The sequence below is a fragment of the Candidatus Macondimonas diazotrophica genome, from assembly GCF_004684205.1.
Taxonomy (GTDB): Bacteria; Pseudomonadota; Gammaproteobacteria; order UBA5335; family UBA5335; genus Macondimonas; species Macondimonas diazotrophica.
Genome location: NZ_SRIO01000007.1, coordinates 1 through 15,104, shown reverse-complemented (window position 1 = coordinate 15,104; position 15,104 = coordinate 1). Strand labels below are relative to the sequence as shown.

General features: G+C 62.5%; 11 protein-coding genes and 1 pseudogene. 3 read left to right on the top strand and 9 right to left on the bottom strand.

What is annotated here, in order from left to right; translation table 11 throughout:
• Positions 1-17: 17 nt before the first annotated feature.
• From E4680_RS06750 to uvrA, 4 genes and pseudogenes are all read right to left on the bottom strand, one after another.
• Entirely contained in the window at positions 18-1,391 is a 1,374-nt protein-coding gene (locus E4680_RS06750) for a phosphohexomutase domain-containing protein (RefSeq protein WP_240696144.1), read from the bottom strand.
• 19 nt (positions 1,392-1,410) lie between these two features.
• Positions 1,411-2,889, bottom strand: a complete 1,479-nt coding sequence (locus E4680_RS06745; RefSeq protein ID WP_240696143.1) for a mannose-1-phosphate guanylyltransferase/mannose-6-phosphate isomerase — start codon at positions 2,887-2,889, stop codon at positions 1,411-1,413.
• Between the two features lie 27 nt (positions 2,890-2,916).
• Positions 2,917-3,729: pseudogene (locus tag E4680_RS14465) on the bottom strand (SDR family NAD(P)-dependent oxidoreductase).
• 40 nt (positions 3,730-3,769) lie between these two features.
• The gene (gene uvrA / locus E4680_RS06730) at positions 3,770-6,610 is read right to left on the bottom strand and encodes an excinuclease ABC subunit UvrA (protein ID WP_135281643.1); all 2,841 of its coding nucleotides are present in this window, start codon (positions 6,608-6,610) and stop codon (positions 3,770-3,772) included.
• Positions 6,611-6,681: 71 nt separating this feature from the next.
• Between uvrA and E4680_RS06725 the strand changes: the two genes are divergently transcribed.
• The 3 genes from E4680_RS06725 to E4680_RS06715 all read left to right on the top strand — a co-directional run bounded on the left by E4680_RS06725 (position 6,682) and on the right by E4680_RS06715 (position 9,561).
• The gene (locus E4680_RS06725) at positions 6,682-7,908 is read left to right on the top strand and encodes an MFS transporter (RefSeq protein WP_135281642.1); all 1,227 of its coding nucleotides are present in this window, start codon (positions 6,682-6,684) and stop codon (positions 7,906-7,908) included.
• Positions 7,909-8,001: 93 nt separating this feature from the next.
• The gene (ssb, locus tag E4680_RS06720; RefSeq protein ID WP_135281641.1) at positions 8,002-8,532 is read left to right on the top strand and encodes a single-stranded DNA-binding protein; all 531 of its coding nucleotides are present in this window, start codon (positions 8,002-8,004) and stop codon (positions 8,530-8,532) included.
• A gap of 216 nt (positions 8,533-8,748) precedes the next feature.
• Positions 8,749-9,561, top strand: a complete 813-nt coding sequence (locus E4680_RS06715; protein WP_135281640.1) for an inositol monophosphatase family protein — start codon at positions 8,749-8,751, stop codon at positions 9,559-9,561.
• 64 nt (positions 9,562-9,625) lie between these two features.
• Here E4680_RS06715 and secF read toward each other — a convergent pair whose 3' ends face one another.
• Genes secF through queA form a run of 5 tightly spaced genes read right to left on the bottom strand, consistent with a single transcriptional unit; the run spans position 9,626 to position 14,991 of the window.
• Complete coding sequence (secF, locus tag E4680_RS06710) at positions 9,626-10,558, bottom strand: protein translocase subunit SecF (protein ID WP_135281639.1); 933 nt, start codon at positions 10,556-10,558, stop codon at positions 9,626-9,628.
• A gap of 11 nt (positions 10,559-10,569) precedes the next feature.
• The gene (gene secD / locus E4680_RS06705; RefSeq protein ID WP_135281638.1) at positions 10,570-12,420 is read right to left on the bottom strand and encodes a protein translocase subunit SecD; all 1,851 of its coding nucleotides are present in this window, start codon (positions 12,418-12,420) and stop codon (positions 10,570-10,572) included.
• Positions 12,421-12,445: 25 nt separating this feature from the next.
• Positions 12,446-12,775 carry a preprotein translocase subunit YajC gene (yajC, locus tag E4680_RS06700; RefSeq protein WP_135281637.1) on the bottom strand — a complete coding sequence of 110 codons (330 nt, stop codon included), beginning with the start codon at positions 12,773-12,775 and terminating at the stop codon, positions 12,446-12,448.
• Positions 12,776-12,832: 57 nt separating this feature from the next.
• The gene (gene tgt / locus E4680_RS06695) at positions 12,833-13,948 is read right to left on the bottom strand and encodes a tRNA guanosine(34) transglycosylase Tgt (RefSeq protein WP_135281636.1); all 1,116 of its coding nucleotides are present in this window, start codon (positions 13,946-13,948) and stop codon (positions 12,833-12,835) included.
• Positions 13,945-14,991 (bottom strand): tRNA preQ1(34) S-adenosylmethionine ribosyltransferase-isomerase QueA, encoded by a 1,047-nt coding sequence (gene queA, locus E4680_RS06690; RefSeq protein ID WP_135281635.1) that lies wholly within the window; start codon positions 14,989-14,991, stop codon positions 13,945-13,947. Before queA ends, tgt begins: the two co-directional genes overlap by 4 nt.
• Between the last annotated feature and the right edge of the window lie 113 nt (positions 14,992-15,104).

Sequence of the window (15,104 nt, the reverse complement as noted above, 5' to 3'; positions counted from 1 at the left end):
CTTGCGAATCGCTTATTCTACACTGAAGCACCTTCATCCAGACGCGCGATCAGGTCAAGGACCTCCTGCGTCTTGGAGGCCATCAGCGTCGGATCGCCCCGTGACTCCACATTGAGCCGGACTACCGGCTCGGTATTCGATGGACGGAGGTTGAAACGCCAATCTCCGAAATCCATTCCCAGGCCATCGGTATGGTCCACCGTCCTGGCCGCTCGGGCATAGTGGTTTTCCACGGCCGTCAGGACCTCGGCAGGTTGCACCAGAGTCCGGTTGATCTCTCCGCTTGCCGGATAGCGCGCCATGCGCTCCTCCACCAGATCGGCCAGCGAGCGCCCCGTCCTGCAAATCATCTCGGCCACCAGCAACCAAGGCACCATGCCACTGTCGCAGTAGGAGAAGTCGCGGAAATAGTGATGCGCGCTCATCTCTCCGCCATAAACGGCATCTTCCTTGCGCATGCGGGCCTTGATAAAGGCGTGGCCCGCCTTGCTCAGGACCGGCGTCCCCCCCGCGGCCTCGACCATCTCCACCGTGTTCCAGATCATGCGCGGATCGTAGACGATGCGCGCGCCGGGATTCTTCTCGGCAAAGGCGCGTCCCAGCAGGCCGACGATGTAATACCCCTCGATGAAGCGCCCGGCGCTGTCGAAGAGAAAACAACGGTCGAAATCCCCATCCCAGGCGATCCCCATGTCGGCCTGGTGCTCGCGAACGGCCTGAGCCGTCACCGCCTGGTTCTCTGGCAGGATGGGGTTCGGGACACCGTTCGGAAAGCGGCCATCGGGTTCATGATGGAGCCGGATGAATTCGAACGGCAGATGTTCGGCCAGCGCATCAATGACCGGACCGGCACAACCGTTGCCGGCATTGACGACCAGGCGCAGCGGCTTGAGCGCCGAGCCATCGATAAACTTCAGCAGGTGTGCCACATAGGCGGGACGAATTGCCAGCGATCGAGTGGTCCCGGGCGTCGCGGCGCTCTCGAAACGGTCGGCCTCGGCCAGCGCCCGGATTTCCGGCAAGCCGCTGTCGCCACTCAGGGGGCGAGCCTGTTCGCGCACGAACTTGAGGCCGTTGTAATCGGGCGGATTGTGGCTCGCGGTGACCATAATGCCGCCGTCAACCTGCTCGTGGAATGTGGCGAAGTAGACCTCTTCGGTACCGCACAGCCCGATGTCTTCGCAATCGACTCCCTGCGCCATCAATCCTGCCATCAGCGACTGCGCCAGGGCGGGGCTGGACAACCGCATGTCGCGCCCCACCACCACGCGACGCGGCTTGACATAGTCGGCGTACGCCCGGCCAATGCGATAGGCAATCTCGTCATTGAGCTGATCGGGCAGGCGCCCGCGCACATCATAGGCCTTGAAACAGGTCAACGGTTCTGCCACGTCCATTCCTCAATCGGCTTTAAGTAGAAGTCTCGTCGCGACGCCCGTAACGGTCCTCGTAACGGACGATGTCGTCTTCGCCCAGATAGCTGCCGGTTTGTACCTCGATCAGATCGAGCGGGATCTTGCCCGGATTTTCCAAGCGGTGAGCGGTCCCCAGCGGGATATAGGTCGACTCGTCCTCCCCCAACAAGAAACTCTCCTCCCCACGCACCACGCGCGCCGTCCCCTTGACGACGATCCAGTGTTCGGCCCGATGGTGATGCATCTGCAGCGACAGCGTGGCGCCTGGGTGTACGCGGATATGCTTGACCTGAAATCGCTCCCCGCTTCCGATGCCTTCATACCACCCCCATGGGCGATACACACGCCGGTGAGACAGCGCCTCTTCACGCCGCGCGGCCTTGAGACGCGAAACGATGGCTTTCACGTCCTGCGCCCGGTCCTTGTGAGCGACCAGTACGGCGTCTGCCGTTTCCACGATCACATGATCCGTGACGCCCACTGCGGCCACCAGGCGATCTTCGGCGCGCACATAGCTGCCGGCGACGTCCTGCAGCAGGACATCGCCCAGGACCACGTTGCCCTGCGCGTCGGCGTTGCCAGCCGCTTGCAGCGTGGCCCAGGAGCCGATATCGCTCCAGCCGGCAGCGAGCGGCACCACCACCGCGCGATCGGTCTTTTCCATCACGGCATAATCCAGCGAATCCTCGCGGCAGGCGAGAAACGCAGCCGCATCCAGCCGGGTGAAGTCGAGATCGCGCCGGGCGCCATCCAGTGCCGCACGGCCCGCGTCCAGAATATCCGGGGCGTGTTGCGCCAATGCGTCAATCACACAACGAGCCTGGAACAAAAACATGCCGCTGTTCCAGTAATACCCGCCCTGACGCACATAGGCCTCGGCCCGGGCGTAATCCGGCTTTTCAACGAACGCCGCGACTGGCATCCAGTCGGTTGCCACCTCGCACTCTCCAGCGCGGATGTAGCCGTAGCCGGTTTCCGGCGCAGTCGGCACGATGCCAAAGGTCACCAGATGGCCCTGCTGCGCGGCCATACGCGCGGATTTCAGGGTCTCGCGAAAACGCTCGGGTTCGAGAATGAGATGATCGGCCGGCAAAACCAGAAGCAAGGCCTCCGGGTCATGACGGGCCGCATCCAGCGCCGCGATCGCCACGGCGGGGGCGGTGTTGCGACCGGCCGGTTCGAGCAGGATATTGGCCGGTTCGCGGCCGATCTGGCGCAACTGTTCCGCCACCAGAAACCGGTGCTGGTCGTTGCAGACGATAACCGGCGCCGCCAGTTCGGGGACCCCGGTCAAGCGCTGTAGCGTCTCCTGCAACAAAGTTTCATCCGAGCACAGCGGCAGGCACTGTTTGGGCAGCTGCTCCCGCGAGAGCGGCCACAACCGGGTACCGGAACCGCCCGACAGAATGACGGGCACCATGCGGGAGACAGCCGGTCGCGGCGGATTTGAAAGCTCGGCTGGGGTGGAACTCATGGGGGACCTCCAGAGATGACTCGGACCTTAAGCCAAACTGTCGGCGCAGCAATCAATCGCGCCATGCCACCGGCAATCGTGCCAACACGGGCAGCACGCCACTGCCCTTCCCGACTGCACCACCGCGCGGGGGCAAACGGCCGTAACGGCACGGTAGCAATACCGGGCAACATGCGCCGTGGGCGTCGCGCTGCACTGCGATGCCCGGGCGCGGCCGTAAATCGCCCCCTTGCAGAAAGCATAGCGCGAATCGGCCTTCAACACGCGATCCACGGCCTCGCTTGCGTGATCGCCGAAACTCGAACGGATGGCGCCGGGCTGAACGAGAATGACATGGATTCCGAATGGGCTCAGCTTCAAGCGCAAGGCATCGGACCGACTGCGCAAAGCGGATTTCGTGGCACGATACGCCCCCGCAAACGGGGTGGTCAGCACACCGGAAACACTGCCAGCGTTCACGATACGCGACCCGGCTCGCATGCGCGGCACCGCATCCTGCGCGAGTTATACCGGCGCAAAGACATTGGTTGCGAACTGACGTGCCAGCTCCTGATCCGGCATCTCGACGCCGGGGCCCATGGCCCGGTAGACCGCGTTGTTGATCAGCCGGTCGACGCGGTCCGCCTCGCGATCGAACGCGGACCAGAACTCGGCGCGGCTGGCAGCGTCGATCACCTCGAGCGGCAGCGCCGGCAGTCCCCGCTGCCTCAGCCGTTCGACATCCTCGGATCGCCGGGCCGTGGCAAAGACGCGGCGTCCATGGCGATGAAACGCCAACGCCAGACCAATGCCACTGGAGCATCCGGTGATCACCACAATAAGCAAATCGGCGTACTCCATCTCGACCTGCTCCTCCATACACTCACCCGTCAGACCGGGTCTACGCCGCGCCCGCCAAATCCGGCAGAAGCGGCCTCAAGTAGCGCCCGGTATGTGAAGCGGCAACGTCGGCAACCGCCTCGGGCGGACCGGCCGCGAGAAGCTGACCGCCGCCATTGCCGCCTTCCGGCCCAAGATCAAGCAGCCAGTCGGCGGTTTTGATGACATCGAGATTGTGCTCGATCACCACCACAGTATTGCCATGTCCGCACAGCCGCTGAAGCACCGCCAGCAATTGCTCGATGTCATGGAAATGCAGGCCAGTCGTGGGCTCGTCCAGGATGTACAGCGTGCGCCCGGTATCCCGCTTCGATAATTCTCGCGACAGCTTCACCCGCTGCGCCTCGCCCCCCGACAGGGTCGTCGCGCTTTGCCCCAGACGGATGTAACCCAGTCCCACATCCATCAGTGTCTGCAGCTTGCGCGCCACCGTCGGCACAGGCGCGAAAAAAGCCAGCGCATCCTCTACGGTCAGGTTCAGAACCTCATGGACGTTCAGTCCCTTGTAGACCACTTCAAGGGTCTCCCGGTTATACCGTTGGCCTTTGCAGACATCACAGGCGACATACACGTCGGGCAGAAAATTCATCTCGACCCGGATCACCCCGTCGCCTTGACATGCTTCGCAGCGCCCACCCTTGACATTGAAACTGAACCGGCCGGGTCCGTAACCCCGGCTGCGTGCTTCCTGAGTGCCGGCGAACAGCTCGCGGATTGGCGTGAAAATACCGGTATAGGTGGCCGGATTCGATCGGGGCGTGCGGCCGATCGGACTCTGGTCGATATCGATGACGTGATCGAACTGATCAAGCCCCTCGATCCCTTCGAAAGGTGCCGGCACCGCACCGGCACCTTGGAGTTGGCGCGCGGCTGCGGCATGCAGGGTATCGTTGATGAGCGTGGATTTGCCGGAGCCGGAGACTCCGGTTACGCAGGTGAAAAGACCGACCGGGATCTCCACGGTCACGTTCTTGAGATTGTGTCCGCGCGCGCCGCGCAGGATCAACCAGCGCTCAGGGTCGGGCTGACGCCGCGGCTTGGGAATCGCGATGACCCGGCGCCCACTCAGATATTGTCCCGTCAGCGATTCCGGATGGGCCGCAATTTCGGCCGGGGTTCCCTCAGCCACCACGCGCCCACCATGCACACCGGCGCCGGGCCCCATGTCCACCACGTGATCAGCAGTGAGAATGGCATCCTGATCGTGTTCCACCACAATGACGGTGTTGCCCAGATCACGCAGATAGGTCAGGGTGCTGAGCAACCGATCGTTGTCGCGCTGGTGCAAGCCGATGGATGGCTCGTCGAGCACATACATGACACCCACCAGGCCGGCGCCGATCTGGCTGGCCAACCGGATCCGCTGGGCTTCGCCGCCCGAGAGTGTCTCGGCACTCCGATCCAGGCTGAGATAGTCCAGCCCCACGTTGACCAGAAAGTCCAGGCGCTGCGCGATCTCCTTGCAGATACGCTGAGCAATTTCACCCCGCCGTCCGGGCAGATCCAGCCGGGCGAAAAAAGCCTGGGTCTGACTGACCGACCAGGCAGTCAATTCCGGCAAGGCCACATCGTCGATGAAAACATGCCGGGCCGCCTGGTTGAGCCGTGCGCCGCCGCAACCGGGACACGGGCGTGCGCTGATGAACTTGGCCAGTTCTTCGCGGATCAGGTTTGAATCCGTCTCCCGGTAGCGACGTTCGAGGTTGGGAATGATTCCCTCGAAGGGATGACGCCGGATCAGCTCGCCGCCGCGTTCGGACAGGTAGCGAAACTCGATCTTCCGCTCACCGCTGCCGTGGAGAATCACCTCCCGGATCGCGACCGGCAACTCCGCAAACGGGGTATCGACATCGAAGCCATAGGCTGTTGCCAGCGACTGGATCATCTGGAAATAGTAGGCAGTACGCCGATCCCACCCACGCACGGCACCGCCGGCGAGGCTCAGTTCGGGGTGCGCGACCACCCGCGACGGGTCAAAGAATTGCTGGACGCCGAGGCCGTCGCACTCCGGGCACGCTCCGGCCGGGTTATTGAACGAAAACTGGCGGGGTTCGAGCTCCTGCAAGCTGTACCCGCAATGCGGGCAGGCCAGTCGAGCCGAGAACAGCTGCTCATCACGCTCCGGTTCGTCCATGAAAGCCAGCATCGCCAGGCCGTCGCCGAGGCGCAGCGCCGTCTCGAAACTTTCGGCCAGCCGCTGGCGCGCCTCGGGGCGAACCCGGAGGCGATCCACCACCGCCTCGATGCGGTGCTTGCGCTTCGGATCGAGGACCGGAAGCGCCTCTAACTCATGCATTGAGCCGTCCACGCGCGCCCGGACCAGCCCCTGATTGCGCAGATCCACGAACACCTGACTATGTTCGCCCTTGCGATCCTGCACCAGTGGCGCAAGGATCATGATGCGTAGTTCCTCGGGCAACGCCAGCACCTGGTCCACCATCTGGCTGACCGTCTGCGCGGCCAGTTCCACGCCGTGCTGCGGACAACGCGGCACGCCGGCGCGGGCGTAGAGGAGGCGCAGGTAATCGTAGATTTCGGTGACTGTTCCGACGGTGGAGCGGGGATTGTGCGAGGTCGATTTCTGTTCGATGGAGATCGCCGGGGACAATCCTTCGATGTGATCGACGTCGGGCTTGTCCATGAGCGACAGGAACTGGCGCGCGTAGGCGGACAGCGATTCCACATAGCGACGCTGCCCCTCGGCGTAGAGGGTGTCGAAAGCCAGCGAGGATTTGCCGGAACCCGACAGGCCAGTGATGCAGATCAGACGATCGCGCGGCAAGTCGAGATCCACATTCTTCAGATTGTGCGTTCGCGCGCCCCGAATCCGGATGTTCTGCATAAGCTCACCGCTGGGAATCCGACCTGTTACTATAACCGCCATCAATAACACTGGGCAAAGGAGGTCTCCCCTTGCCTTCGACACCCGCGCCCCCTGACCGCATGAACAGCGCTGAGCGCACCGCAAGCCTGCAAATTGCAAGCCTCTACGCCTTGCGCATGCTGGGACTCTTCATGGTGCTGCCGGTCCTAGCGCTCTACGCCCGCGGCCTTCCCGGCGCCACGCCGTTCAAGCTCGGACTTGCGCTGGGCATCTACGGGCTCACCCAGGCGCTGCTGCAAATCCCCTTCGGCACTTTGTCCGACCGTTTCGGTCGCAAGCCTATGCTGCTGATCGGACTCGCGCTGTTCGGCGTTGGCAGCCTGATCGCCGCGCTGGGACAAGGGATCGACACGATCATTCTTGGACGTGCGCTGCAGGGCGCTGGCGCCATCTCGGCCGTACTGAGTGCGCTGCTCGCTGATCTGACCCGCCCCAGCCAGCGGACCAAGGCCATGGCGATCATCGGTGTCACCATTGGCACGTCGTTCTCACTGTCGCTGTTCCTTGGCCCTCTGCTGGACCGGGTCATGGGCGTGCGCGGCATCTTTCTACTCACCGCTCTGCTCACCGCCATCGCCCTGATTGGCGCCTGGCGCCTGCCCCTGCCACCGCGCAGCGAGGCGCCGCACACCGAGACAGCAGATTGGCGGCACTTGATCGATCCACTGTTGTGGCGGCTGAATCTCGGCGTGTTTCTTCTGCATCTGATGCTGACGGCGAGTTTCATCGCCATCCCGATCCTGCTGCATGACCAGATGGGACTGGCGCAGGGCGATCACTGGAAGGTGTATCTGCCGGTCATGCTGGCCGCCTTTCTCGCCATGGCACCCTTGGTCATGCGCACGGGACGAGGATCGGTGGGTCCGATCTTCCTGATGAGCATCGTCCTGCTGGGATGCGCCCAATTCGGCTTGTTGTGGGCACCGCACCATTGGGCTGTGCTGCTGCTCATGCTGTGGCTGTTCTTTACAGGCTTCAACGTGCTGGAAGCCTCCCAACCCGCCCTGGTTTCTCAGGCTGCGCCGGTCCATGCCAAGGGTGCCGCCCTGGGCGTCTATTCCACGGCCCAGTTTCTCGGTGCCTTCGCCGGCGGCGTATTGGGCGGCACTCTGGCGAGCCGATGGGGCGCTTCGGCCTTGTTTGAACTGCACGCCCTGATCTGCCTGGCCTGGCTGGCGTTAAGCTGGCCGTTACGCCACCTGTCGATGCAGGACGGTCGCGGCGCAACCCTGACCTCGCAGACGGCGGAAACCTGAAGCCAACCTGCCAGCTACGCCCGCCAATGCTAGAATGACGCGATGCCGGCGCCGGGCGGCGCATGATCATCGAACGGGAGCAAGAGAAAGCCGATGTCCAAAGGTTCCGTCAACAAAGTCATCCTCATCGGCAACCTAGGCGCCGATCCGGAATTGCGGAGCACCACCAGCGGCTCGCAGGTGGCCTCGCTGCGCATCGCAACGTCCGAATCGTGGAACGACCGCCAAAGCGGCGAGCGCGTGGAGCGAACCGAATGGCATCGGGTGACGCTCTACGGCCGACTCGCCGAGATTGCGGGGCAGTATTTACGTAAGGGATCCAAGATCTATCTGGAAGGTCGCCTGCAGACCCGCAAGTGGCAAGACAAGGACGGCAACGACCGGTACACCACGGAAGTCGTGGCAAACGAAATGCAGATGCTCGACAGCCGCTCTGAAGGCAGCGGACGCGGTCCAAGTGGCGGCGCATATGCCGGCGAGCGTAGCGAATGGGGTACCGACACGTCCGCGCGAGGCTCGACCGCCCAGACACACCGTCCAGCCCAGGACGACTGGGACATGCCGAGTTCCGCACGGTCGACGGGCTCGATGGATCAAGAAATCGACGACGACATTCCGTTCTAGGGGTCTCGGCCTACCCACCACCGCGGCGCCCCGAGCGGTGTTCGCCCGGCCGCCAGACCCTGATCACCCCAGCGGCGGGTCGTTGGGCCATCATCGCCTGCATCGACCGGCGGGGTGCGGCGACGGGGTGACCAGTCCGCCCGGCTTTGCTATGCTCGCGCGCCCGGCATCGCCGGGAACCACACTCAATCGATCACGACACGCGGAACTGGTCTCATGCATCCTCTGCTCAACATCGCGGTACGGGCGGCTCGCCGAGCCGGCGACATCATCCTGCGGGCTGCCAATCAGCGTGACACCCTGACCATCGACACCAAGCAGCGCAATGATTTCGTGACGGAGACCGATCGGCAGGCCGAAGAGGAGATCATCCAGATCATCCACAAGGCTTATCCCGACCACGCCATCCTCGGTGAGGAGGGCGGCCAGATCGGTGACCATGAAATTACCTGGATCATCGATCCTCTCGACGGCACCACGAATTTCATTCATGGTCTCCCCCACTATGCGGTCTCCATCGGTATCCAGATCCGCGGCCGATTGGAACATGGCGTGATCCACGACCCGGGTCGCGGAGAAATCTATACAGCGACCCGCGGCTCCGGCGCGTTCCTGAACGACCGGCGCATTCGCGTAAGCAGTGCCCGGGGACTCGAGAACAGTCTGATCGGGACCGGTCTGCCATTTCGCGACTTCACCCATGCCGATGCCTATTACGGCATGCTTCAGGCGATTGCCAGCAAGACAGCCGGCATCCGCCGCGCTGGATCGGCAGCACTGGATCTGGCCTATGTAGCCAGTGGGCGGCTGGATGGTTATTGGGAGCTCGGACTCAAGCCCTGGGACATCGCAGCCGGCATCGTGCTGCTCCAGGAAGCCGGTGGAATTATCGGGGGCTTGGCTGGTGAACCCTCGGGGTTCATGGAGTCGGGCAATCTGGTATGCGGGAATCCGCGGATGTTCGCTGCGTTGGTGCGCGAAATCCAACCGCACCTGAATGAGGCGCTCACTTCCCCGACCCGTCAGTGATCAGGGCGATCACCCCCCATCAGCCGGATGACCGACCACAGGGGCGGGTCTCTCAAGGATCAGCTCAGAGCTGATCCTTGGGACCTTCCCGGACAACGGGCAGAAGATGCTCCCGGCGAACACCCATCTGCAGCGCCATGCTGCTGGCAACATAGATCGTTGAATAGGTTCCGACGATCGAACCCACGACCATGGCGATGGAGAATGGCCTTAGGGTATCGCCACCGAGAATCAGCAGCGCCATCAAGACCACGAAGACTGTCAGGTTGGTCATGATCGTGCGCGAGAGTGTCTGATTGACCGATGCATTGATCACTTCAACGGGCGTCAATCGGCGAAGCTTGATGAAATTCTCACGAATTCGGTCGAAAATGACGATGGAGTCATTGATCGAATAACCGATGATCCCCAAAACCGCTGCCAGCACGCTCAGATCGAATGTCACCTGGGTCCACGCGATAACGCCGATGGTAATGATGACATCATGCACCAGGGCAATGATGGCGCCGGACGCCAGGCGAAATTCGAATCGAAGCCCGACGTAGAGCAGGATCCCCGTCACCGCGATCAGCAAGGCCAACCCGCCCTGATTGGCCAATTCACTTCCCACTTGCGGCCCGACGTATTCTACCCGCAGCAGTTGCACACCCGGATCACGGGCGGCCAGTGTGGCCAATACCCGCTCACCCAATTGCTTGGTATCGACATCCTTACCCGGGGGGGGCAACCGGATCATGACATCCCGATCGGCTCCGAAACGCTGCGCCTGGGCATCGGCGAATCCAGCTTGGGCCAGCTGTTCGCGGACATGCTCCAGATTCACGGCCTCCGGATAGCGCGCTTCCAGAACCAATCCGCCGGTGAAATCGATCCCGAAGTTGAGCCCGCGCGTCGCAAGACCCACGATCGACAGCAGGATCAGCAGACCCGAAACGACGAACCAAATCCGGCGCTGACCCATGAAATCGATTTTGGAATTGGGCGGAAACAGTTCCATGAAACGCGCTCCTAGATGGAAAGACGGGTGACGCGACGGTTGCCGTAGATCAGGTTGACCAGCGCGCGCGTTCCGGTAATCGCGGTGAACATCGAAGCCATGATGCCAAGCGTCAATGTCACGGCGAAGCCGCGGATGGGACCCGAACCCAGCCCGAACAGTAACGCAGCGGCAATGATGGTGGTGATGTTGGAGTCGGCAATGGTTGCAAAGGCCTTCTCATAGCCGGAATAGATCGCCGCCTGCGGCGTGCTGCCGTTGCGCAGCTCTTCCCGTATACGCTCAAAAATGAGCACGTTGGCATCCACCGCCATGCCGACGGTCAGCACGATTCCCGCGATACCCGGCAAGGTCAGCGTCGCCTGCAGGATCGACATTAACGCCACCAGGATGATCACATTGAACATCAACGCCAGATTGGCAATGAGCCCGAAGACCTTGTAATAGATCCCGATCACCACCACGACCAGGAAGAAACCGAGCAATGCCGCGTTCCACCCCTGTTCGATGTTCTGCTGACCCAGGCTGGGACCGACAGTCCGCTCTTCCACGATGTCCACAGGAGCCGCCAGCGCGCCGGCGCGCAGCAACAGCGCCAGATCCCGGGCTTCCTGCTGTTCCAATCCCGTAATTTGGAAACGCTTGCTGAAAATCCCCTGGATGGTGGCAATGCTGACCACCTCTTCCACCGTGCGGCGCACCCGAACCATTTCACCGTTCTCGTTACGCAGATCGGTACGGTTCTCGACGAAGACCACCGCCATCTGGCGCCCCAGGTTCATCCGCGTGGTATCGCCCATGCGCGAAGCCCCCCGGCTGTCCAGAGTGACATTCACACTCGGACCACCCGACTGGCTGTCAAACCCCGAGGACGCATCCACAAGCTGATCCCCGGTTACGATGACCTCACGCTTGAGCAGGACAGGAAGACCGTCACGGGTCTTATACAGCTTGCTGCCCGGCGGAACCTGCCCGGTCTGTGCCGCCTGACGAGCATCGGCATCCATGTCGACCAGACGAAATTCCAGCGTCGCCGTCGCGCCCAGAATCTCCTTTGCCCGCGCTGTATCCTGTACGCCGGGCAATTGAACCACAATGCGCTCCGTCCCCTGTTGCTGGACGACTGGCTCGGCGACACCCAACTCGTTGATGCGATTGCGCAGTGTGTTGAGGTTCTGTTGCAGGGCAAAACTCTGCAGCTGCGCCTCATCGGCTTCGGTCAACTGCAGAATCAGGCTATCCGGGCGATCCTCAGAACCCCTCACCGTCAACTCGGGATAGGACTTGCGCAAGCCTTCCAGAGCAGTGGCACGATCCGCGACGTCACGCAGCGTGATCGTCAATGCCTCGCCACGGCGCTCGATCCCCGCGTAACGCACCCCAAGCTCGCGCAACCCCCGGCGCAGGTCCGCCTCGTAGCGCTCGAGCCGCTGTCCAATTGCAGCTTCCATGTCCACTTCCAGCAGAAAGTGAACGCCGCCCCGCAAATCCAGACCCAGATTCATCGGGCGCGCACCGATCGCCAGTAACCAGGACGGCGTGCGGGGCGCGAGATTCAGCGCCAAGATGTAATCGCCACCCAGCGCCTCTGCCAGTTTGCGGCGCGCCAGCAACTGCGTCTCGCCGTCCAGATAGCGCACCAGAACCTTGCCGTCCTGTATTTCGATCCTGCGTGGCGTGAGTTCATTTTCGGCCAGAACCTCGCGGATGGTCGCGACTGTATCCTCGGAAACCGGCATGTTCCGGATTCCGGTGATCTGAATGGATGGATCCTCACCAAACAGATTGGGCAGGGCGTAGAGGCACGACACCGCCAAAACCAGCAGGATGAGTGCGTTCTTCCACCACGAATAGCGATTCATCGATTCCCTACCTTGTCCGGTGCGATCAGGACTTCTTTTTCAGCGTACCTTTGGGCAACACCGCACCCAAGGCCTGTTTCTGAACCTTGACCACCACCTTGTCGGCAATCTCGAGGTCAACGAAGCTCTCGCCGATCTCGATGATGCGCCCCGCCAAGCCGCCGGTGGTCATGACCTCGTCACCCCGACTCAATGCACCGAGCATGTCGCGATGTTTCTTCGCTCGCTGCGTCTGCGGCCGAATCAAGATGAAATAGAAGACAACGAACAGCGCCACCAGCGGTAGCAGATTGAGCCAGAGGCTGGGTTCCTGGGGCGCCTGCTGGGCCCACGCGTCATTGATGAAAAAGCTCATAGTTCCTGTCCCTGTAACGATCGGAAATGCCCGGTCGGGGCGCGAAATCGGTCGCCATTATGGCACAGCCGCCGCCATGCGCCCCTCGCGGGCCGCAAATTCGCGCCGGAAGGCGTCGAACCGGTGCTCGGCAATGGCGGCGCGCATGCGCGCCATCAAATTCTGGTAGTAGTAGGTATTGTGATAACTGGCCAGCCGGGCGAACAGGATTTCCTGGCTGCGCTCCAGATGACGCAGATACGCCCGCGAATAGTTGCGACAGGTCATGCACTCGCACAACGGATCGAGCGGCCCGGTGTCCAGCCGGTGAACCTGATTGCGGATCCGGACGACCCCTTCGTGCGTGAACAGGTGACCATTGCGGGCATTGCGCGTGGGCATCACGCAATCGAACAGATCCACCCCGCGCGCCACGGCATCGACCAGATCGCTGGGCGTGCCAACCCCCATCAGATAACGCGGCCTGTCCGTCGGCATTTCAGGCAATAACGCCTCAAGCACCGCGAGTCGCTCGACCAAAGGCTCCCCTACCGACAGGCCGCCAATGGCATAGCCATCGAAGCCGATAGCCTGCAGTCCCTGCAGCGACTCATACCGCAAATCGGGATACATGCCGCCCTGCACGATGCCGAACAGCGCGTTCGGGTTTCCCTCGTGTGCCGCCCGGCTGCGCGCCGCCCAGCGCAACGACAGTTCCATCGAACGACGCGCCTGGTCGGGATCGGCCGGATAGGGAGTGCATTCGTCGAACACCATGACGATGTCCGAGTTCAGCACTCGCTGGATCTCCATCGAGCGTTCCGGGCTAAGGAACACGGCATCGCCATCGATCGGCGAGCGAAAATGCACGCCCTCCTCGGTGAGCCGGCGCAGTTCCGCCAGACTGAACACCTGAAAGCCACCTGAATCGGTCAGGATCGGTCCCGACCAGTTCATGAAGCCGTGCAGACCTCCATGAGCCGCGATGACATCAAGACCCGGGCGCAGCCAGAGGTGAAAGGTGTTGCCCAAGACGATTTTGGCACCACAGTCGGCGACTTCCTCGGGCGTGAGCGACTTGACCGTGCCATAGGTCCCAACTGGCATGAACGCCGGCGTTTCGACCTGGCCATGTGCCAGCGTCACGCGTCCACGTCGCGCCGCGCCGCTCTGCCCCAGGAGCTCGAACTTCATGCGCGCACCCCGGCCGCCGGCGTGATCCACATTGCATCGCCATAACTGTAGAACCGGTAACCCGACATCACGGCATGAGCATAGGCTGCCAGCACCGCTTCACGTCCGGCAAATGCACAGACCAGCATCAACAGGGTCGAACGGGGCAGATGGAAATTGGTCATCAAGGTATCCACAACCTTGAAACGAAAGTTGCGCCCCGGATGAATGAATAACCGGGTTTCACCTCGGTAGGGCAGCAACTCCCCCGATTCCGCAGCGGTTTCCAGCGCACGCACCACGGTAGTCCCCACCGCGACCACCCGCCCGCCGCGGGCACGAGTTTCGGCGATCTGCGCACACAGTTCGGCACTGACTTCAACTTGTTCGGCGTGCAGTTGGTGCTCCGCAAGCTGCTCAGCGCGCACCGGCTGGAAGGTACCCGCACCGACGTGGAGCGTCAGCCGGCCCAGGCGAACTCCTGCGGAGACCACCTGATCCAACAGCGCCTGATCGAAATGCAGGCCGGCGGTCGGAGCGGCCACAGCGCCAGGGTGGGTCGAAAAAACGGTTTGATAGCGCTCGCGGTCCATCGCCGTATCCGGCCGCTGGATATAGGGCGGCAAGGGCGTGTGCCCGACGCGCTCGAGCAGCGTGGGCAGCGATTCATCCCCGTCGACGGCCACCTCGACCAAGCTGTCATGCCGTTCGCCGATGACGAGCGCGCCACCGCCGGTCAGCTCGATGCGCGTTCCCGCCCGCGGGAATTTGCTGGCCCGCACGTGCGCAAAGGCCCGCCGCGCATCGATCACTCGCTCGATCAAAAGCTCAACCGCACCGCCGGTGGACTTGGTCCCGAACAGTCGGGCCGGAATGACCCGGGTGTCGTTCAAGACCAGCAGATCACCCGGCAACAGCAGCGCGGGGATATCCCGGATCTGCCGATCCTGCCAATGCCCCGAGGTACCCTCCAGGCAGAGTAGCCGGGCAGCGGCGCGATCCGGCAGGGGCGATTGTGCGACCTGTTCGGGTGGAAGGTAGAAGTCGAAATCAGCAGCTTGCATGGCGGCGCATCTTAACAGTCCGGCCCGACCTTCGCAGCCTCATCGTGCGACGGGAGCCGTCATCGCTTCTGCAATGTGCACCAGACTGATCCGGGTCAGATGATAATTTACGC

Excerpts from the sequence above, each read along its gene's own strand:
- E4680_RS06745 (WP_240696143.1), bottom strand. The coding sequence starts at position 2,889 with ATGAGTTCCACCCCAGCCGAGCTTTCAAATCCGCCGCGACCGGCTGTC.
- uvrA (WP_135281643.1), bottom strand. The coding sequence starts at position 6,610 with ATGCAGAACATCCGGATTCGGGGCGCGCGAACGCACAATCTGAAGAAT.
- ssb (WP_135281641.1), top strand. The coding sequence starts at position 8,002 with ATGTCCAAAGGTTCCGTCAACAAAGTCATCCTCATCGGCAACCTAGGC.
- E4680_RS06715 (WP_135281640.1), top strand. The coding sequence starts at position 8,749 with ATGCATCCTCTGCTCAACATCGCGGTACGGGCGGCTCGCCGAGCCGGC.
- secF (WP_135281639.1), bottom strand. The coding sequence starts at position 10,558 with ATGGAACTGTTTCCGCCCAATTCCAAAATCGATTTCATGGGTCAGCGC.
- secD (WP_135281638.1), bottom strand. The coding sequence starts at position 12,420 with ATGAATCGCTATTCGTGGTGGAAGAACGCACTCATCCTGCTGGTTTTG.
- yajC (WP_135281637.1), bottom strand. The coding sequence starts at position 12,775 with ATGAGCTTTTTCATCAATGACGCGTGGGCCCAGCAGGCGCCCCAGGAA.
- tgt (WP_135281636.1), bottom strand. The coding sequence starts at position 13,948 with ATGAAGTTCGAGCTCCTGGGGCAGAGCGGCGCGGCGCGACGTGGACGC.
- queA (WP_135281635.1), bottom strand. The coding sequence starts at position 14,991 with ATGCAAGCTGCTGATTTCGACTTCTACCTTCCACCCGAACAGGTCGCA.